The sequence below is a fragment of the Acidovorax sp. genome (assembly GCF_016783915.1).
Lineage (GTDB): Bacteria > Pseudomonadota > Gammaproteobacteria > Burkholderiales > Burkholderiaceae_C > Acidovorax.
Window position 1 is genome coordinate 1 of record NZ_JADHVT010000015.1, and the last position, 18,904, is coordinate 18,904.

An 18,904-nucleotide genomic window follows, 5' to 3' on the forward strand; every position below is an offset into this window, starting at 1 on the left:
CTGTTGACCGTCACACCCCGAATGTCCTCGATATCCCCCCGCGTGACCGGTTGCCGGTAGGCAATGATGGCCAGGGTTTCCATGGTGGCCCGGGTGTAGCGTGGCGGCTTTTCGGGGTGCAGACGGTCCAGGTATTCACGCATTTCGGGACGGCTCTGAAAGCGCCAACCCGTCGCTACCTGCACCAGTTCTACCCCGCGCTGCGCCCAATCAAGCTGAAGCTCCTGTAACAATACCTTGAGGGTATCGGACCCCAGCGCATCATTGAACAACACCCGCAGCTCGCGAACAGGCACAGGCTGCTGCGCACAGATCAACGCAGTTTCGAGGACCCTTTTGGCATCCACCGTGTTCATGGTTCAGCGATTCCTGGAAAAGTGCCACGCGTTGCAACGGGTGTCACATCAACAGCAGGGGCAATCATTGGTGCGCCGCGCAATGACGCTGGCGCATTGGTAGGGCCCGGCGGGATTCCGGCTGCGGGCTAGGGCCGGCGAGGCCGGTCAGGGCGCATTGTAGCCCAGGCTCCATTCAGACAGCGCCTGGCGCATATCGTCCGGCACAGGGGCACGGAACTCCAATGCCTCACCTGTCACGGGATGCGCAAAAGCCAACCGGTAGGCATGAAGGCCCTGACGTTGCAAGGCCCCAACCGGCGCACCACCGTAGAGGGCATCGCCCACCAAAGGGTGGCGCAGAGACGCCATGTGCACGCGGATCTGGTGCGTGCGCCCGGTGTGCAGGGTGCACTGCACCCAGCACCCGTGGTCGGCCCCCTCTAGAAACAGGAAATCGGTACGGGCTGTTTTGCCGGGATGCAGAGCCAAGTCCACCACCGCCATGCGCAGACGATTGCGAGGGTCTCGCCCGATGGGGGCATCCACCGAGCGGGTCGGGGCGCCCGTCCAGGCCCCATGCGCCATCGCCACGTACTGGCGCCTGACCTTGCGCTCGGCAATCAACGCCACCAGGGCGTCCATGGCCGCACGGTCCCGGGCGACCACCATGAGGCCGCTGGTGTCCTTGTCCAGACGGTGAACGATGCCTGCGCGTGGCACCAGCAGTGCTTTTTCGTCGCGCGCCAACAGACCGTTGAGAAGGGTCCCGCTCCAATTTCCAGGCGCGGGGTGCACCACCAGGCCTGCGGGCTTGTTCACCACCAGCAGGTGTGCATCTTCGTACACCACATCGATGGCCATGGGCTCGGGCCGGAAAGCCTGGCTTTGCAGCGTAGGCCGCATTTCCAGCACCACTTGGTCGCCAGCCTTGACCCGCGTGGCCGCCTTGAGAACAGGCTTGCCATTGAGGCTGACCAGCCCCTGGGCCAGCAACTGCTGCAGATAGCTGCGCGAGAACTCGGGAACCAGATCCACCAGCGCACGGTCCAGCCGCTCGCCGTGTTGGCCTGACCCTATCTGCAGGGAGCGCAACTCGCTGTCCGCGTCGGCCAGTGCTTCCGATTCATCGGCCAGCAGGAGAGATTCGCCCTCCCGCGCCGCAGCCGTTTCGTGTGCTTCGGGAGCACCGCCCGGCGAGTGATCCGCCATCGGACTCAACGGGACGGCAGATAGCGTGTGGGATCGACCGGCTTGCCCTGCCGGCGGATTTCAAAGTGCAGCTTGACACGGTCGGCGTCGGTATTGCCCATTTCGGCAATCTTCTGGCCCTTGCGCACCGCCTGGTCTTCCTTGACCAGCAGGGTCTGGTTGTGTGCGTAAGCGGTGAGGAACGTGTTGTTGTGCTTGAGGATGACCAGGTTGCCATAGCCGCGCAAACCCGCCCCGGCATAGACCACGCGACCGTCGGCCGCCGCCAGCACCGGGTCTCCCGCCTTGCCGGCAATGTCGAAGCCCTTGTTGCGCGCCTCGTCAAACCCGGCAATCAGTGAACCCGATGCAGGCCAGATGAAAGCCAATTCGTCCTCGCCCGCAGGCGCTGCTGCAGGTGCCGGTGTGGCTGGCGCCACCGCCACCACCGTGCCCGACGCAGCAGAGGCTGCGGGCTTGGCACCACTGGCTGCCGATGCAGGAGCCGCAGCAGGGGCGCTAGCGGGAGCGACGGAGGAGGACGTGACCGGGCGTGTCACCACGCCATTGTCGGCAGACGCCACAGCGGCCGGGGCAGCGGAAGGCGGCAACACGCGCAGCACCTGACCAACTTCGATCAGGTTGGCGTTTTCCAGATTGTTCCAGCGGGCAATGTCTTTCCAGCTCTGCCCAGACTCCAGGCCGATGCGAATCAGGGTATCCCCAGGCTTGACCGTGTAGTAACCCGGCTTGCCGGCGTTTTCTGCACCCGGCAGAGGCTTGATGGGCGTGCCCACCACCAAGCCCGGCTGTGCGGCGGGCGCAGGAGCCGAGGCCGACGAAGATGTGCCCCGATCTTCCACAGGAGCCTTGTTCATGCGGGTGCCACAGCCGGAGAGCACCAGCCCCGCCATTGCCACGGTAAAACCCACCACCAGACCACGCGATACGAACATAAGCAATTCCCTTTACGCAATCCCCGATTTTAGGGGGACAAAATGCACGGGTTCGAGCACGTTTTGTTTCAATCCGTGCGGGGTTTTGTCGATCACCAGCAACATTTGCTGCCCGCCCGACAGTGCCATGGGCGCCACCAGACGCCCCCCCACGGCCAATTGATCACACCAGGCCAGGGGCACGGCGTCTCCCCCGGCTGCGGCAATGATGGCCGCGTACGGAGCACCTTTGGCATAGCCAAGCATGCCGTCGCCAAACAGCAGGTGTACGTTGGCCAAGCGAAACGGCCGCAGGTTGTCACGCGCTTTGTCGTGCAGCCCACGCAGACGCTCCAGGGTGTACACCTCGCGGGCCAGCAGGCTCAGCACTGCGGCCTGGTAGCCGCAGCCCGTGCCGATTTCCAGCACACGGCCCAGCCCGCCATGGCGCGCGCTCTCGGCTCCCAGCAGCAGTTCACACATGCGAGCCACCACGCTGGGCTTGGAGATGGTCTGGCCCAGCCCTATCGGCAGGCTGGTGTCTTCGTAGGCCTGATTGACCAGCGCACTGTCCACAAACCGGTGGCGCTCCACGGCGCCCATCGCCTGCAGCACGGGGGCCGATGTGATGCCGCCCGCCGCCAGCTTTTGCACCATGCGCGCTCGGACAGCCGACGAATCCAGCCCCACTCCGGCGGGCGCGGCAGCCACGGCCGGCTTGCGCTGTGCGGCGGACGCCGGTGGTACCACCGGCTTGCCCATGGCGGCGTTGCCGGAAACCGGCAGCTTGGCCGGAAACCCCGGGCGGCGCTGCATCACGCGCCGGGGGCGGCAGCCGCCACCGCTGCCAACCGGGCTGCGGTCTGCGCCCAGTAGCCGAGGTTGTCGTGATCGGTCAGATCCACCTTCAGGGGCGTGATGGACACATGGCCCTGCGCGGTGGCATGAAAGTCCGTGCCCTCGGCATCGTCCTTGGCGGCACCGGCGCCGCCGATCCAGTACATGGCTTCGCCACGGGGGCTTTCCTGCACGATGACACGTTCTGCTGCATGGCGGCGCCCCAGGCGGCACAGCTTGGCGGGGCGCAAGGCCTCCAGCGGCATGTTGGGGATGTTCACGTTGAGCAGCCAGGGGGTTTCATTGACCAGTTGCTGCGCACGCATCTGCGCCACCAGTTCCCGCGCCTTGGCTGCGGCGGCTTCCAGCTCGGCCCAGCCTTTGTCTACTTGCGAAAAAGCGATGGCGGGGATGCCAAAGAGATACCCCTCCATCGCCGCACCCACCGTGCCCGAATAGATGGTGTCGTCGCCCATGTTGGCGCCATTGTTGATGCCTGACACCACCAGATCGGGCCGGTAGCCCAGCAAACCGGTGAGCGCGATGTGCACGCAGTCTGCCGGGGTACCGTTCACGTATCGAAAGCCGTTGGCAGCCTTGTGTACATACAGCGGTGAATGCAGTGTCAGCGCATTGGACTTGGCACTGTTGTTGTGCTCGGGCGCCACGACCTCCACCTCGACGCCTTCGAGGGTCTTGAGCGCATCATGCAGCGCCACGATGCCGGGGGCCTGGAAGCCGTCGTCATTGGAAATCAGGATCTTCATGGTCTGGGTAGAGGTTGCAACGGATTGTAGGTGGGCGGGCAGTCGCTGCACCGTCGGGTGCCGGGGGCGCCTCCGTCGTGGCCCGTCGCTCGTGGGACATCTGGCACGCCAGCGCCCCACCTATCATGCGGGCCATCATTGACAAGACCGACCGACAGGAGACTTTCCCATGCATGCCTGGCTTTGCACAAACCCCACCGGCGTCGAGGCGCTCACCTGGACGGAGCTGCCCACCCCCACCCCCAACGCGGGCGAGGTGCTCATCGAGATCAAGGCCGCCAGCCTGAATTTCCCCGACCTGCTCATCGTGCAGAACAAGTACCAGATGAAGCCGCCACTGCCCTTTGTCCCCGGCTCGGAATACGCTGGCGTGGTAGCTGCCGTGGGCGAAGGCGTCACCCACCTGAAGGTCGGCCAGAACGTGGCCTGCCTGTCGGGCACGGGTGGCTTTGGCACCCACACCCTTGCACCCGCAGCCCTGTGCATGCCGCTGCCTGATGGGTTTTCGCATGTCGATGCGGCCGCTTTCATCATGATCTACGCCACGTCGCACCACGCGCTGGTGGACCGCGCCCAGCTCAAGGCGGGCGAAACCGTGCTGGTGCTGGGCGCTGCCGGGGGCGTGGGCACGGCCGCCATCCAGATCGCCAAGGCCATGGGCGCACGTGTGATTGCAGCGGCATCCAGCGACGAAAAATGCGCACTGTGCACCTCCATCGGCGCCGACGCGACCATCAACTACAGCAAGGACAACTTGCGTGAGGCCATCAAGACCCTCACGGATGGCAAGGGCCCGGACGTGATCTACGACCCGGTGGGCGGCGACTTTGCCGAACCCGCGTTCCGTTCCATCGCCTGGCGCGGCCGCTACCTGGTGGTCGGTTTTGCCTCCGGTCCCATCCCGGCACTGCCTTTCAACCTGGCATTGCTCAAGGGTGCGTCCATCGTGGGTGTGTTCTGGGGTGACTTTGCCAAGCGCGAGCCGAAGGCCAACGCCGCCATGATGGGCGAGCTGGCGCAGTGGTATGCCCAGGGAAAGATCAAGCCCGTGATCGACCGCACCATGCCCATGGCCGAGCTGCCCGCTGCCTACGCCCACATGGGCTCGCGCGGGGTGATGGGCAAACTGGTCATGGTGAACTGAAGGCCAGCCGCGCCCCTTTGGAACGTGTGGACAGATCTCGCAAGGGGTCCTCCCCATGTTCTTGGCTGGCATACCCGTGTGGCCCGGTGTGCCAGCACGCACAGCGCCTCGCCTGTGTCACACTTGTGCATTCCAGCATCCTGACACTGGTGCCCGCCCATGGCCGACCGACCACCTTCCGAGATCGCGCGCGAGACGCTCAAACAACTGGCCGCACGCCGACTGGCCCCCACGCCAGACAACTACCTCGCGATCTACGATGAAATAGCGGGCAGCCGCAGCCCGCAGCCTTTCCCTGAGGGGCCACTGAGTAGCATCCAGCGCGTGCTGCCCGGCCAGACACCCGCACAAAAGCGCCTGCTGGGCCAGTTTGAACGCGCCATCATCACCAAGGACTGGACGTCGCTGCAAAGCGTGATGGTGGGTTACGCCAACCTGGGGTTGCATCCGGCCACTGCCTCCAAGCCCATCGAGGTGGCCGATGCGCCCACCGCGCTGGGCGAACTGCACGCCGAGTTTGCCGAGGCACTGGCCCGCCTCATCGACAACACCCTGCCCGCGCTGGGCGACGACGACCCTCGCGTCATCGACATGGCGCAGCAGCTCGTCACCTTCCTGCGCGAGCCCGCCCCCCTGGTGACCACCGCGCAGCTCATGCTCGGCAACTTCAGCTATCGCCTGTCGTTTGCCACCGAAGAACAAGCCTCCATCCGCGCGAGCCTGCTGGAGCTGCTGCACATGATCTTCGAGAACATCGCCGTGCTCAGCGTGGACGACCGCTGGCTTCAGGGCCAAGCCGAGGCGCTGATGAGTGCCTCGACCCCGCCCCTGACGCTGCGGCGACTGGACGATGTGCAGCGCCGGCTCAAGGACGTGATCTTCAAGCAGACCGAAGCCAAGGCGCGGTCGCTCGAGGCGCAGGAGCAGATGAAAGAGATGCTGGCCACGTTCGTCGAGCGGCTGGCACGCATCACCGCATCCAGCACCAGCTACCAGGGCACCATGGAGCGCTGCGCCGACCTGATCGGCAAGGCCAGCACCCTGCAGGAGATTGCCCCCGTGCTGCAGGAGGTGATGAGCGCCACCCGCGCCATGGCGCTCGACAGCCGCGTGACCCACGATGAGCTGCAGGACCTGCGCGAGCGCACAGAAGCCAAGCGTGCCGAGGTCGCCAAGCTGCAAGAAGAGTTGGACCGCGCCAGCGCCCAGGCGCGACACGACCCGCTGACCGGCAGCCTCAACCGCAAGGGCCTGGACGAGGCCGTGGAACGCGAGATCGCCCGCGCCCGCCGCCTGGGCTCGTCGCTGTGCCTGGCACTGCTGGACGTGGACAACTTCAAGACCATCAACGACCGGCTGGGCCACGCGGGGGGCGACGCTGCCCTGGTGCACCTGGCGCAGGTCACGCGCGAGGTCATGCGGCCGCAGGACTTGCTGGCACGGTACGGCGGCGAAGAGTTCGTCATCGTGCTGCCCGACACCACCGTCGAAGCCGGCGTGGCGGCCATGACCCGCTTGCAGCGCGAACTGACCACGCGCTTCTTCCTGCAAGGCACCGAAAAGGTGCTCATCACCTTCAGCGCGGGCGTGGCCCAGTTGGTCGAAAGCGAGAGCGCCACCGACGCCATCGTGCGGGCCGACCAGGCGATGTATCTGGCCAAGCGCTCGGGCAAGAACCGGGTGATGGCGGCGTGAGCAGGAACACCCCCCTGAGGCGCTGCGCGCCTTCCCCCCGCTCTCGCAGCGCTACGCGCTGCGGGCAGGAGGACGCCGCCAGCGCGGCGGGGCGGCCCTTGCGCGGCGGCCACTGGTCTGGGTTGCGTCAGTTTCTGAGCACGGCGCCCGACGCAAAGGGCAGCTGAATTGACATCCGAGCAAAGACGGCAGTTCCTGCGCAACGCAGCCCTGGCTGCCTCCGTCGCCACCCTCCCCCGCTGGGCCTGGAGCAATCCGCCCGCGCTGCAAAACAACCCCTTTGCCCTCGGCGTCGCCAGCGGCGACCCGGCGCCTGATGGCGTGGTGCTCTGGACGCGGCTCTTGCTGGTCGATCCAGCGCACATGCTGAGCACCCACACCGTGCGGTGGGAGGTGGCGCATGACGCTGGGTTTGCCCAGATCGTGCAAAAGGGCGAGGCCACTGCGCTGCCCGCGCTGGGCCACAGCGTGCATGTGGAGCTGCAAGGCCTGCAACCCGCACGCTGGTACCACTACCGCTTCATGCTGGGCGACGCGGTGAGCGCCACGGGCCGCACGCGCACCGCGCCTGCGGCGGGCGACATGCCCGGGGCGCTGCGGGTGGCGTTTGCCTCGTGCCAGCGCTGGGAGCATGGGCACTACGCGGCCTGGCGCCATCTGGCCGCTGACCAGCCAGACCTGGTGCTGTTCCTGGGCGACTACATCTACGAATACGCCACACCCAAAACCACCACCGATCTGGCGCGCACCCACAGCCTGCGCCATGCCACCACGCTGGCCGACTACCGCGACCGCTACGCCCTGCACAAAAGCGACCCCGCCCTGCAGCTGGCCCACGCCACCTGCCCGTGGGCCGTGACCTGGGACGACCACGAGGTGCAAAACGACTATGCCGCCGAGGCAAGCCGTGGCGAGGGCCCGGGCAGCGCCGCCTTTCTGGCCCAGCGCAGCGCGGCCTGGCAGGCGTTTTACGAGAACATGCCGCTGCGCACGACCAGCCTCCGGGGCCCCGCGTCCGCCGCCGGCTGGGACACGCTACAGATCTACCGCCGCCTGCGCTGGGGCCGACTGGCGCACATCCACCTGCTCGACAGCCGCCAGTACCGCAGCTGGCAGGCCTGCCGCACACCCGAGGCCAGCAGCGCACCCGCCGTGCGCCCCGCCGACTGCGCAGAGCTGGCCCAGCCACAGCGCAGCCTGCTGGGCAGCGCGCAAGAGCGCTGGCTGGACGCAGGCCTGGCCACCGATGCAGCCGGCGTCCACGCCACGCGCTGGAGCGTGATCGCACAGCAGACGCTGTTCTCGCCGCGCCACTACCCGTCTGGCACCGTGCCCACCGACGCCTGGGACGGCTACCCCGCCGCACGCCAGCGCCTGCTGCAATCTGTGGCCCGGCACACGCCGCGCAACACCGTGCTGCTGGGCGGCGACATCCACCAGAACTACGTCTGCCGTGTGCACGCCGACGCCACGCGCGCCAACTCGGCCGTTGTGGCCAGCGAGTTCTGTGGCACGTCCATCAGTTCGCGGTCGGGCACCACGCAGGCCAAGGTGGACGCCATCGTCCGCCACAACCCGCATGTGCTGCTGGCACGCTGCGACCAGCGCGGCTACGGCCTGGCCGACATCACCCCCACGCGCTGGTCCACCACGCTGCGTGTGGTGGACGACCCGCTGCGCGCTGACAGCGGCGCCTCCACGCTCGCCCGGTTTGTGGTGGAAGACGGCCGCGCGGGGCCCCAGGCAGCCTGAGAGGGCGCGGCGCAAGCCTCCAGGCCCGGGAGCCCCTTGTCACTACGCCGCACCAGGGCTCAGAGATGGCCGGAGAACAGCTGCTGACGGTCGGCAACAACTATCTTTTTGATAGCTGCTCAGGCATATTGCACTAGCGCTACCGCCACAAAACACCTTCAATCGCTGCGAAAACCCCTCCAGCAGCCCCTGGCACGCCCTCGCAGGCTGCAGTAAGGCCCCTTACCATGGCCGCTTCGCTGCTTGCACCCACAGGAGACCCGCATGTCACCCACTGCCCTGCCTGCCACGTCGCCCCTGCGCCGCCCGTTCAGTCACAACCTGCTGGCCCCTGCGGCCCTTGCCACCCTGGTGGCCCTGGCGGGCTGCGCCAGCGCTCCCTCCCAGTTCGCCTACACCGTACCCGCGCAGCCCGAGGGCTCGTCCGGCTACACCGAAAAACCGGGCTGGGCCACCGAGAAGTTCGCCGTGGCCGCTGCCAACCCACTGGCCACCGATGCGGGCTACCAGATCCTCAAGGCCGGAGGCTCGGCGGTGGATGCCGCCATCGCCGTGCAGATGGTGCTGACGCTGGTGGAGCCCCAGTCCAGTGGCATCGGCGGCGGCGCCTTCCTGCTGCACAGCAACGGCAAGGTGGTCGAGGCATTTGATGGCCGCGAAACCGCCCCCGCTGCTGCCGATGAAAAACTCTTCCTGGGCGCCGACGGCAAACCCGTGCCGTTCTACGACGGCGTGGTGGGCGGCCGCTCGGTGGGCGTGCCCGGCACCGTGCGCATGCTGGAGATGGCGCACAAGCAGCACGGCAAGCTGCCCTGGGCCACGCTGTTCCAGCCCGCCATCACGCTGGCCGAAGGCGGCTTCAAGGTCAGCGCGCGGCTGCACACCCTGGTCAAGGCCGACGCCCACCTCAAGAAGGACCCGGTGGCCGCCGCCTACTTCTACAAGGCCGATGGCGACGCACGCGATGTGGGCGTGAACCTGCGCAACCCCGAGCTGGCCGCCGTGCTGCGCCGCATCGCCGCCGAAGGCAGCAAGGCCCTGCACGAAGGCGAGATCGCGCAGGCCATCGTGGACAAGGTGCAAAAGCACCCCACCAACCCCGGCAAGCTCAGCCTGGCCGACCTGGCGGGCTACCAGCCCAAGAAGCGCGAGGCGCTGTGCCACGACTACCAGGTGCAAACCAAGGACTACCGCGTTTGCGGCTTCCCGCCACCCAGCTCCGGGGCCATCGCCATCGGGCAGATCCTGGGCATCCTGAAGAACACCGACGCCGCCGCCAAGCCCCTGCAGGACGGCCTGCCCAGCGCGGACTGGCTGCACCTCTACACCGAGGCCGCCCGCCTGGCTTTTGCCGACCGCGCCCAGTACGTGGCCGACCCCGACTTTGTGCAGCCGCCAGCCGGCAGCTGGACCAGCCTGCTTGCGCCCGCCTACCTGGCCGAGCGTGCCAAGCTCATCGGCACCCAGAGCATGAAGGTCGCCCAGCCCGGCAACCCCGGCGCCATCAAGACGGGCTTTGCCCCCATGCCCGACCAGCCTGAATACGGCACCAGCCACATCAGCATAGTCGATGCGTTTGGCAATGCGGTCGCCATGACCACGACCATCGAAGACCAGTTCGGTGCGCGGCAGATGGTGAAAGGCTTCCTGCTTAACAACGAACTCACCGACTTCAGCTTTGCCCCCAACGACGCACAAGGCCAGCCCATTGCCAACCGCGTGCAGCCCGGCAAGCGCCCGCGCTCGTCCATGGCGCCCACGCTGGTGTTCGACAAAGCCACGGGCGAGTTGCTGATGAGCGGCGGCAGCCCCGGCGGCGCGGCCATCATCCACTACACGGCCAAGACGCTGTACGGCGTCTTCAACTGGGGCCTGATGCCGCAGCAGGCCATCAACCTGCCCAACTTCGGCTCCATGAACGGGCCCACGCTGCTGGAAGAAAAACGCTTCCCGCCCGCCACCGTGGAAGCCCTGCGCGCACGCGGCGCCGAGGTGCGCGAGATGAACATGACCAGCGGTCTGCAAGCCATCACGCGCGGCCAGGCACATGGCAAGAAGCTGTGGCTGGGCGGTGCCGATCCACGCCGCGAGGGCGTGGTGATGGGCGACTGAGATCCTGCGCTGCGCAGCCCCACCACGGGGGCGCGCAGCTGCTGCAACGCTCGCACGCTGGCGCGCCCGAACGCCAGCGAAAATCTCCACCATGAATATCCACCGATTGATCCCGACGCTACCACTGACCGCGCACTGGTGCCTGTGGCGCAGCTGCGAGGGCGCAATGCTGGCCTGGACCCTGTGCGTGGCGCCTGCGCAGGCTCAGGTGCGTGCGAGTGCGCCACCGCAGGCGCAGCCCGCCGCGCTGGCCATGGCCGCGCCGCCCCCATCGCCCACACCTGCTGCCCCGCTACAACCGCTGCCAGCGGGCGTGGAGCTGGGCATGGGCGCTGACGCCCTGCGCGAAGCAGTGCCCGGTGCAGCGCGCGTATCGCGCCCGCAGCGCGTTGCCGGAGGTCTGACCGGCCTCTGGCGGCTGGAGCCTGTAGTGATCGCTGGGGTGTCCGGTGCGCAAACCTTTTTCTTCGGCGGGCGGGAACTGCGGCGGGTCGAGTTCGTCGCCGATGCCAGCGACCAAGCCGATGGCGGCGCAGCCGCATTTGGAGCCATGCTCGCCTTTGGCCGCAGCACCTACGGGCTGGAGACCGCCGCCAACGACCCCAGCGGCAGCTATGCCGCATGGACCCACGGAGGCCTGGAGGTGTATGCCCAGCGTGTGCCCGCACCGCGCGCGACCGTGCGGTGGGTGATCAAGCAGAGCGAGGGCAAGGACGCCAGCGAGCTGTGATGCGCGGCCGGGCAATCGCACACGCGACTTTACGACTCCGACGCGGTGATGTGAATAAAAAAGGCCGATAGTGCTTATGAATAAAGCGCCAAAAGCTCCTAAATCAGGAGCGATAGCATCAACGGCAAAGCACCACCAGGCGCCTGTCAATCCGACGAACCTACGATACCACCATCGGCGAGCGGGCTCAGTGCGGTGTCGATGCTGAAGCGGTTCTTGCCCGCCTGCTTGGCTGCATACATCGCGGCATCGGCCTGGGCGAGCAGCGCATCGGCATCGCTGCCATGGCGCGGGAAAAGCGCCGCGCCCACGCTGGCCGAGATGTGTGCAACAGCACCGTCCAGCAGAAAAGGCTGTTTCATCGCAGACAGCACCTTGCCCGCCACAACCTCGCAGTGGTCAGCATGCTCGATGGTGGCCAGCACGATGCCGAACTCGTCGCCGCCCAGGCGCGCCACGGTGTCTTCGGCGCGCACGCAGTCTTCAAGCCGCCGGGCCACCTGCTGCAGCAACAGGTCGCCCGCCGCATGGCCCCACTGGTCGTTGACGGACTTGAACCCGTCCAGGTCCACGTAGAGTACGGCAGCATGCCGCCCATAGCGGCGTGCCGATTCGAGAACACGCGCCAAGCGGTCGTGGAACATCACGCGGTTGGACAGGCCCGTGAGCGCGTCGTGCAGCACATCGTGCGACAGACGCATCTCCAGCTCCTTGCGCGCGCTGATGTCCTGCGTCACCACCACCAGAAAGTCCGGGTGACCCTGGGCGTCTTTGACGAGGCCCAGCGCTTCGTACACCCACAACAGGCCGCCGTCCTTGCGCCGGTAGGCCTTTTCCATCTCGGGGGAGAACACGGGCGAGTGCGCCACCAGGCGCCGTGCCAGGAATCGGCGCACGGCTTCACGTTCGCTCTCGTCACTCAGTCCGAGGAGGTCGCGCTGGCGCAACTCGTCTAGCGAGTAGCCCAGCATGCGGCAGAACTTGTCGTTGGCACGCAGGATGCGGCCTTCAGGCGTGATGTGGGCGATGCCGGTGGCCGCTTGGTGGAAGGTGGCGCGGAACAAGCCCTCGCTGGACGTCAGTGCATCGGCCACGGCCCGCTGGCGTGCCAGCACCACAATGAGCAGCGCGCCAAAACACAGCAGCGCGACACTGGCACCCGCCGCCAAGGCGATGTAGTCAACGCGCCGCTGCATCACCGGCGCCAGCACCTCGTCGGAGGCCGAACCCACCGTCACCATCAACGGGTGGCCTGCCATCGTGCGGTAGCTCAGGATGCGCGGTACACCGTCCACCGCGCCTTCTTCATCGATCAGCTCACTTTCGGGGTCTTGCGTGCGGCGCTGAAACCACGGCAGGCCCCGCGCATCGGCGCCAAAGCTGATCTTGCCCCCCGCCTTGCGGCCGCGCACCACGCCGTCCAGCCCCGTCAGCTCCAGTAGCCCCCATGCGCCCAGGTCGGCCTGGCGGTAAAAGTCAGTGAAGTTCGTCGGGTCCACCGACATCACCACCACACCACCAAAGCGGCCTCCCTCGCCAACGATGCGCAGCGCCATCGGAATGCGCCACTGCCCCGACACGCGCCCCAGCACGGGCTCGCTCACAAACAGGTCATCGCGATCGCTGGCCTGCAGTGCCTTGAAAAAGGCGCGGTCGCTGTAGTTGACGGCCCCAGTCTCCTGGCTGCTGCTGACAATGTCGCCCTGGTCGTTCACCACGCTGATGATGGTGAACATGGGCTCGCGGATCACCCCCCTCTCCACCCAGTCGTGCAGGTCGATGTCGGCGCCCTGCTGCAGGTACTGCTCGCGCACGAAGGCCGCGACCTGCTCGGCCGCCTTGAGGGTGCGGAACACCTGCTGCTCGAAGGCGATGGCCAAGTTGGCATTGGACTGCATGGCCGAGGCAACGGCCTGCTCGCGCTCGAACGCCACGCGCTGCAGCGTGACCAGCCAGAAACCCGCCACAGCAACGATGCAGCCCAGCGCAATCGCCAGGCTCAGCGGCGTGACAAGGCGATAGCGGCGACGCGGGGCTCCGGCCTCAAGACGGTCGTCCGCGTCCGGTGGCCGCGTGGTGTCATCTTTTTGGTGCATGCCCCTCCCAATGTAACGGGGCATGTGCGGCAAGTCGACAACAGGATGGCCACCGGGCGCGGCCCACGCAAATGGAACCCTACGCGAGCCGCGCCAGCACCTTGGGCAGGCTGGCCACCAGCATCGCCACCCCCGACAAGGTCAACATGCCCAGCACGATCTGCCGGAACCGCGCATCGCTGATGCCGTGGTACAGCCGCGCTCCCAGCAGCACGGGCACCAGCATGGCGGGCACCACGATGGCCAGCAACGGCAGTGCTTCTCGGGTGACCAGGCCGGTGGCCAGGTAGGTGAGGAAGGTCACCAGCAGCATGGCCAGGTTGAAGTTCTGGATGATGGCGCGCTGCACGTCCTTGTCCAGACCGCGCAAGGTGCACCACAGGGTGGGCAGCACGCCAGTGAAGCCGCCCAGCCCACCCATCACGCCGCCCGCCATGCCCACCAGCGCGTCGGCCACGCGCCCGCCGCGCGTGATGCGGGGCAACTGCTTGGCCATCAGCATGGCCGGGCACCACAGCACCAGCAGCGTGCCCAGGATGACCTTGAACGCGTCCATGTCAAGGCGGGGCAACACGGCCACGCCAATGGGGATACCCACCAGGCCGCCCAGCACAAAGGGCAGCAGGCGCACCCGGTCGAAACCCCGGCGCACCGTGGCCGCCGCCACCAGCTGGCCGGTGAGTGCGCCGCACACCGCCAGCAGCGCGGCCAGACGGGGCTCCAGCGTCCAGGCCCAGAACGACATGGCCACCATGCCGAAGCCAAAGCCCGACAGGCCCTGCACAAACCCGGCGGCCACTGCACCCAAGGCCACGATCAACAGCACGGAATCCATGTCTCCCCCTCTATCTGGTGTGAACGTGCGCGGGGGCTTGCTTCACCCAATAGCGAACCTCAAGCGCCTGCGGGCTTGGCCATTTGGTAAGTGACACGCATGCCTTGCGCACCCAGCCGCCATTGTGTGCGCTGGCAGCGGGGGCAACGCTGTTGCTACCCATCGCGGTGGCCGTTCAATACAGCGTGGCCTGCTGGCGCGCTGGCAGTTCTCGGTCGTAGGCGGCGCCGTCAAACTCGCCTTGTGTGATGGACGCCAGGATGGCACCGGGGGTGGGCACGGGGCGCGGGGTGCCGGGCGGCACGGCATGCCACAGGCGCGAGCGCTGGATGGCGCGCGCGCACTGGAAGTACACCGCCTGCACATCGACCACGACCACACACTTGGGCGGCTGGCCGTTGACCACAAAACGCGCCAGCAGGTCGGGCGCGACGCTGATGTGCGCGCGACCGTTCACACGCAGCGTCTCGCCCGCGCCGGGGATGAGGAACAGCAGCGCCACGCGCGGGTCCGCCACGATGTTGCGCAGGCTGTCGGCGCGGTTGTTGCCACGGCGCTCGGGCAGCAGCAGGGTCTTGTCGTCCAGCAGTTGCACAAAGCCGGCGGGGTCGCCACGCGGCGAGGCGTCCAGCCCACCGGGGCCGGTGGTGGCCAGCACGGCAAAGGGCGACGCCGCGATCATGGCGCCGTAGGCGGGGTGCACATAGGGCAGCTCTTTGTGGACGGAGGCATCGCTCAGCGGGCCCAGCAGGGCCTCCAGGCGTGGCAGTGTGTCGATGGCGTGCTCGTCGCGGGCGGGGTTCATGGGGCGGCTTCCTTCGGGTGGGTGGGCAAGGGAGCGGCCATGGTGCAGCAGGCCTGCCGCGCTGACAAACGACTTTGCAGCCGGTCATGCGTGCAAAAAACGCACGCATGGGTCTTCGCGAAGGACTGCCTGCGACCACTTCGCCACAGGACCACGTCAGCTGCAGCAACAGAAGCGGCGCGCATCCGGCCCACCGGCCAGACGCGCGCCGCCCCATCGTTCAGCGCGACGGGCGCAGCTTGACACCAGGGAAGTCCACCGGCACTGCCAGCGCCACGTTCACGTAGTTGGTGAACAGGTTGAGCGCCACATGGGCCACGATCTCGACGATCTGCTCGTCGCTCACGCCCTGGTCGCGCAACGCCTGCACATCGGCCGCATCCACCTGGCCGCGTTCGTTGACCAGTTGGAGCACAAAGCGCAGCACGACGGCCGTGCGCGGGTCGGCCGATTCGCCCGCCTGCGCGGCGGCCAGGGCCTCGCCACTCACGCCCGCCTTGCGGCCCAGTGCGGTGTGGGCGGCCAGGCAGTAGTCGCAGGCATTGCGGTTGGCCACGGCCACGGCGATCTGCTCGCCCAGGGCGGCACCGATCACGCCGCCGCCCAGCGCGCCAAACGCGCCCCACATGCTTTGCAGCGCGGCGGGCGAGTTGGCCACGGCGCGGAACATATTGGGCGTGGCGCCAAAGGCTCCGTGGACCTGGTCGAGCACGCTGCGCACAGCGCCGGTGGCGGCGGTGCGGTCAACGAGGGGGACGCGGGCGACGGAAGAAGAAGTAGCGGACATGGCGTGTTCCTTGAAAGTCATGAAGGGTTGGTGAGAACTTGTGCCTGTTCTCGGCACCCCTGCAGTGTCTGGCGCCAGCGCGTACCATTTGGCACATAAAATCCAAAATTCATACCAAATCATCCAAAACCATGACACCACCCTCTCCTGGACCCGTGCAGCCCCCAGCCCCGCTCGACCGGCTGTCGCCGCTGCTGGAGCGGTTTCGGGTGCGGGCGCACCTGTTCCACAACGGGCCGCTGTGTGGCGTGACGCACTTTGCGGCGGCGCCGGGCCGGGGCTTTTTGCATGTGCTGCGCCGGGGCGAGATGGTAGTGACGCACCAGCCCCAGGCGGGCCCACCCGAGCGGCTTCAGGTGTGCGAGCCCAGCCTGCTGTTCTATGCCCGGCCGCTGGAGCACTTCTTTCACAACGCGCCCACCGAGGGCTCGGACTTCATCTGCGCCGCGCTGGACTTTGACGGCGGTGCCAGCCACCCGCTGGCGCGCGCCCTGCCCCCGCTGGTGGTGCTGCCGCTGGGTGCGGTGGACGGGCTGCAGCAGTCGCTGGACCTGCTGTTTGCCGAAACCGACCGCCTGCGCTGCGGCCACCGCGTGCTGGCCGACCGCTTGTTTGAAGTGGTGCTGTTGCAGTTGCTGCGCTGGCTGCTGGACCACCCGCAGCAGGCGCAGATGCCCCCCGGCATGCTGACGGGCCTGGCCGACCCGCAACTGTCGCGCACGCTCACGGCCCTGCACGAGGCACCCGGCGAGCCGTGGAGCCTGGCGCAGATGGCGCAGCAGGCGGGCATGTCGCGCAGCGCGTTTGCCGCGCGCTTCAAGGCCGTGGTGGGGGACACGCCCGCCGACTACCTGGCGCACTGGCGGCTGACGCTGGCGCAGGCTCACCTGCGTGCGGGCCGGTCGCTCAAATCCATTGCCCATGAACTGGGCTATGCCAACCCCTCGGCTCTGTCGCGCGTGTTTGCGCAAAAGCTGGGGATGTCAGCAAGGGAATGGCGCGAAGCGGGGGGCGAAGGACGGTGACACCCCGCCCTGGCAGCGCTGCCGAGGGCGCCCGGTAGCCCCTGGCCCGGACTGTCAAGCCAAAAGCAGCAGATGCGCTAGTGGAATATGCGCCAGAAGCTATCAATTACATAGCATCTGGATGACCCCACCTCACGCTGCAACGCACCCCGCGAGGCGCGTCGCACCAACTCAGACATTGATGGCCGCTGCCGACCCGGCCTGCTTGCGCAGCTCGAACTTCTGGATCTTGCCGGTGCTGGTCTTGGGCAGCTCGCCAAACACCACGGCGCGTGGCACCTTGAAGCCGGCCAGGTGCTTCTTGCAGTGCGCCACGATGTCTTCGGGTGTGGTCTGCGCGCCGGCCTTCAGCTCCACAAACGCGCAGGGCGTCTCGCCCCACTTGGGGTCGGGCTTGGCCACCACGGCGGCGGCCAGCACGTCGGGGTGGCGGTAGAGCACGTCTTCGACCTCGATGGAGGAGATGTTCTCGCCGCCCGAGATGATGATGTCCTTGCTGCGGTCTTTGATCTTGATGTAGCCGTCGGGGTACTGCACGGCCAGGTCGCCGCTGTGGAACCAGCCGCCCGCAAAGGCTTCGTCGGTGGCCTTGGGGTTCTTGAGGTAGCCCTTCATGGCGATGTTGCCCTTGAACATGATCTCGCCCATGGTTTCGCCGTCCTGCGGCACGGGTAACATCGTCTCGGGGTCGAGCACGCGCACGTCGCGCTCCAGGTGGTAGCGCACGCCCTGGCGGGCGTTGAGGCGGGCGCGCTCGCCGATGTCGAGGGCGTCCCACGCCTCGTGCTTGGCGCAGACGGTGGCAGGGCCATACACCTCGGTCAGGCCATACACGTGGGTCAGGTCGAACCCCATTTTTTCCATGCCCTCGATCATCGAGGCCGGTGGCGCGGCGCCCGCCACCATGGCCTTGACGCCTGCGGGGATGCCCGCCTTCATCGCCTCGGGCGCGTTGACCAGCAGCCCGTGCACGATGGGCGCGCCGCAGTAGTGCGTGACGCCGTGGTTGCGGATGGCATCGAAGATGGCCTGCGCGTCCACGCGGCGCAGACACACGTTGACACCCACACGCGCTGCAATGGTCCACGGAAAGCACCAGCCGTTGCAGTGGAACATGGGCAGCGTCCACAGGTACACCGCGTGCTTGGGCATGTCCCACTCCAGCACGTTGCTGATGGCATTGGTGGCCGCGCCCCGGTGGTGGTAGACCACGCCCTTGGGGTTGCCGGTGGTGCCGCTGGTGTAGTTGAGCGCAATCGCATCCCACTCGTCGGCAGGCAGGCTCCAGGCAAAGGTGGCGTCACCACTGGCCACAAAGGCCTCATAGTCGATGCCGCCAATGCTTTGCACGGCGGGGCCGTAGAGGGCGTCCTGGACCTCGATCACCCGGATGGGCGTGGTGCCCGTGCGCAGGGTCAGCGCCTTGGCCATGGTGCCGGTGAATTCCGGGTCCACGATCACGGCCTTGGCCTCGCCATGGTCGAGCATGAAGGCGATGGCCTCGGGGTCTAGCCGGGTGTTGAGGGTGTTGAGCACGGCGCCCGCCATGGGCACGCCAAAGTGCGCCTCCACCATGGGGGGCGTGTTGGGCAGCATCACGGCCACGGTGTCGTTCTTGCCGATGCCTGCCTGCACCAGCGCGCTGGCCAGCTGGCGGCAGCGCGCGTAGGTCTGGGCCCAGGTCTGGCGCAGCGTGCCGTGCACGATGGCCAGGCGATCGGGGTAGACCTCGGCCGTGCGTTCGATGAACGACAGGGGCGACAGGGCGGCAAAGTTGGCTTCGTTGCGGGGCAGGTGCTGGTCAAAGATGGAGGTCATGGGTCGGTGCAAGAAGGTGAACAACACACAGCCTAGCGCC

The 18,904-nt window shown here is 67.3% G+C and carries 16 protein-coding genes; 6 read left to right on the forward strand and 10 right to left on the reverse strand.

What is annotated here, in order from left to right; genetic code table 11:
- The 5 genes from ISS20_RS05220 to surE all read right to left on the reverse strand — a co-directional run.
- Nucleotides 1–356: SMC-Scp complex subunit ScpB (locus ISS20_RS05220; protein ID WP_291434383.1), on the reverse strand; the 356-nt coding region annotated here is incomplete at its 3' end.
- Between the two features lie 147 nt (nt 357–503).
- Complete coding sequence (locus tag ISS20_RS05225; protein ID WP_291434385.1) at nt 504–1,547, reverse strand: RluA family pseudouridine synthase; 1,044 nt, start codon at nt 1,545–1,547, stop codon at nt 504–506.
- Nucleotides 1,548–1,552: 5 nt separating this feature from the next.
- Nucleotides 1,553–2,482 carry a peptidoglycan DD-metalloendopeptidase family protein gene (locus ISS20_RS05230; RefSeq protein WP_291434387.1) on the reverse strand — a complete coding sequence of 310 codons (930 nt, stop codon included), beginning with the start codon at nt 2,480–2,482 and terminating at the stop codon, nt 1,553–1,555.
- Nucleotides 2,483–2,494: 12 nt separating this feature from the next.
- The gene (locus ISS20_RS05235) at nt 2,495–3,277 is read right to left on the reverse strand and encodes a protein-L-isoaspartate(D-aspartate) O-methyltransferase (protein ID WP_291434389.1); all 783 of its coding nucleotides are present in this window, start codon (nt 3,275–3,277) and stop codon (nt 2,495–2,497) included.
- Nucleotides 3,277–4,065, reverse strand: coding sequence for a 5'/3'-nucleotidase SurE (gene surE / locus ISS20_RS05240; RefSeq protein WP_291434390.1), 789 nt, complete (start codon nt 4,063–4,065; stop codon nt 3,277–3,279). The genes ISS20_RS05235 and surE overlap by 1 nt, the downstream gene beginning before the upstream one ends.
- 169 nt (nt 4,066–4,234) lie before the next feature.
- On the opposite strand from surE, the gene ISS20_RS05245 reads away from it, so the two are divergent.
- The 5 genes from ISS20_RS05245 (at nt 4,235) to ISS20_RS05265 (ending at nt 11,498) form a co-directional block, all read left to right on the forward strand.
- Nucleotides 4,235–5,209 (forward strand): NADPH:quinone oxidoreductase family protein, encoded by a 975-nt coding sequence (locus ISS20_RS05245; RefSeq protein ID WP_291434391.1) that lies wholly within the window; start codon nt 4,235–4,237, stop codon nt 5,207–5,209.
- Between the two features lie 159 nt (nt 5,210–5,368).
- Nucleotides 5,369–6,904, forward strand: coding sequence for a GGDEF domain-containing protein (locus ISS20_RS05250; RefSeq protein ID WP_291434393.1), 1,536 nt, complete (start codon nt 5,369–5,371; stop codon nt 6,902–6,904).
- A gap of 168 nt (nt 6,905–7,072) precedes the next feature.
- Nucleotides 7,073–8,656, forward strand: a complete 1,584-nt coding sequence (locus ISS20_RS05255) for an alkaline phosphatase D family protein (RefSeq protein ID WP_291434395.1) — start codon at nt 7,073–7,075, stop codon at nt 8,654–8,656.
- Between the two features lie 264 nt (nt 8,657–8,920).
- A complete protein-coding gene (locus ISS20_RS05260; protein ID WP_291434397.1) occupies nt 8,921–10,768 on the forward strand; it encodes a gamma-glutamyltransferase family protein in 1,848 nt (615 codons plus the stop codon).
- A gap of 91 nt (nt 10,769–10,859) precedes the next feature.
- Nucleotides 10,860–11,498: a hypothetical protein gene (locus ISS20_RS05265; RefSeq protein WP_291434399.1), complete on the forward strand. Its 639-nt coding sequence runs from the start codon at nt 10,860–10,862 to the stop codon at nt 11,496–11,498.
- Between the two features lie 146 nt (nt 11,499–11,644).
- Here ISS20_RS05265 and ISS20_RS05270 read toward each other — a convergent pair whose 3' ends face one another.
- From ISS20_RS05270 to ISS20_RS05285, 4 genes are all read right to left on the reverse strand, one after another.
- On the reverse strand, nt 11,645–13,594 hold the full coding sequence (locus ISS20_RS05270; RefSeq protein ID WP_291434401.1) for a diguanylate cyclase: 1,950 nt from the start codon (nt 13,592–13,594) through the stop codon (nt 11,645–11,647).
- A 79-nt stretch (nt 13,595–13,673) separates the two neighbouring features.
- On the reverse strand, nt 13,674–14,429 hold the full coding sequence (locus tag ISS20_RS05275; protein ID WP_291434403.1) for a sulfite exporter TauE/SafE family protein: 756 nt from the start codon (nt 14,427–14,429) through the stop codon (nt 13,674–13,676).
- Between the two features lie 175 nt (nt 14,430–14,604).
- Nucleotides 14,605–15,234 carry a pyridoxamine 5'-phosphate oxidase family protein gene (locus ISS20_RS05280; protein WP_291434404.1) on the reverse strand — a complete coding sequence of 210 codons (630 nt, stop codon included), beginning with the start codon at nt 15,232–15,234 and terminating at the stop codon, nt 14,605–14,607.
- 220 nt (nt 15,235–15,454) lie between these two features.
- Complete coding sequence (locus ISS20_RS05285; protein ID WP_291434406.1) at nt 15,455–16,021, reverse strand: peroxidase-related enzyme; 567 nt, start codon at nt 16,019–16,021, stop codon at nt 15,455–15,457.
- Between the two features lie 131 nt (nt 16,022–16,152).
- Between ISS20_RS05285 and ISS20_RS05290 the strand changes: the two genes are divergently transcribed.
- Nucleotides 16,153–17,046, forward strand: a complete 894-nt coding sequence (locus ISS20_RS05290; protein WP_291434408.1) for an AraC family transcriptional regulator — start codon at nt 16,153–16,155, stop codon at nt 17,044–17,046.
- A gap of 171 nt (nt 17,047–17,217) precedes the next feature.
- On the opposite strand, the gene ISS20_RS05295 is transcribed toward ISS20_RS05290, so the two are convergent.
- The gene (locus ISS20_RS05295; protein ID WP_291434410.1) at nt 17,218–18,864 is read right to left on the reverse strand and encodes an acyl-CoA synthetase; all 1,647 of its coding nucleotides are present in this window, start codon (nt 18,862–18,864) and stop codon (nt 17,218–17,220) included.
- Nucleotides 18,865–18,904 lie beyond the last annotated feature (40 nt).

What these genes read in the sequence shown, in the direction of transcription:
- ISS20_RS05265 (WP_291434399.1), top strand. Translation starts at nt 10,860, where the DNA reads ATGAATATCCACCGATTGATCCCGACGCTACCACTGACCGCGCACTGG.
- ISS20_RS05295 (WP_291434410.1), bottom strand. Translation starts at nt 18,864, where the DNA reads ATGACCTCCATCTTTGACCAGCACCTGCCCCGCAACGAAGCCAACTTT.
- ISS20_RS05285 (WP_291434406.1), bottom strand. Translation starts at nt 16,021, where the DNA reads ATGTCCGCTACTTCTTCTTCCGTCGCCCGCGTCCCCCTCGTTGACCGC.
- ISS20_RS05275 (WP_291434403.1), bottom strand. Translation starts at nt 14,429, where the DNA reads ATGGATTCCGTGCTGTTGATCGTGGCCTTGGGTGCAGTGGCCGCCGGG.
- ISS20_RS05280 (WP_291434404.1), bottom strand. Translation starts at nt 15,234, where the DNA reads ATGAACCCCGCCCGCGACGAGCACGCCATCGACACACTGCCACGCCTG.
- ISS20_RS05270 (WP_291434401.1), bottom strand. Translation starts at nt 13,594, where the DNA reads ATGCACCAAAAAGATGACACCACGCGGCCACCGGACGCGGACGACCGT.
- ISS20_RS05245 (WP_291434391.1), top strand. Translation starts at nt 4,235, where the DNA reads ATGCATGCCTGGCTTTGCACAAACCCCACCGGCGTCGAGGCGCTCACC.
- ISS20_RS05225 (WP_291434385.1), bottom strand. Translation starts at nt 1,547, where the DNA reads ATGGCGGATCACTCGCCGGGCGGTGCTCCCGAAGCACACGAAACGGCT.
- ISS20_RS05235 (WP_291434389.1), bottom strand. Translation starts at nt 3,277, where the DNA reads ATGCAGCGCCGCCCGGGGTTTCCGGCCAAGCTGCCGGTTTCCGGCAAC.
- ISS20_RS05250 (WP_291434393.1), top strand. Translation starts at nt 5,369, where the DNA reads ATGGCCGACCGACCACCTTCCGAGATCGCGCGCGAGACGCTCAAACAA.
- surE (WP_291434390.1), bottom strand. Translation starts at nt 4,065, where the DNA reads ATGAAGATCCTGATTTCCAATGACGACGGCTTCCAGGCCCCCGGCATC.
- ISS20_RS05260 (WP_291434397.1), top strand. Translation starts at nt 8,921, where the DNA reads ATGTCACCCACTGCCCTGCCTGCCACGTCGCCCCTGCGCCGCCCGTTC.
- ISS20_RS05290 (WP_291434408.1), top strand. Translation starts at nt 16,153, where the DNA reads ATGACACCACCCTCTCCTGGACCCGTGCAGCCCCCAGCCCCGCTCGAC.
- ISS20_RS05230 (WP_291434387.1), bottom strand. Translation starts at nt 2,482, where the DNA reads ATGTTCGTATCGCGTGGTCTGGTGGTGGGTTTTACCGTGGCAATGGCG.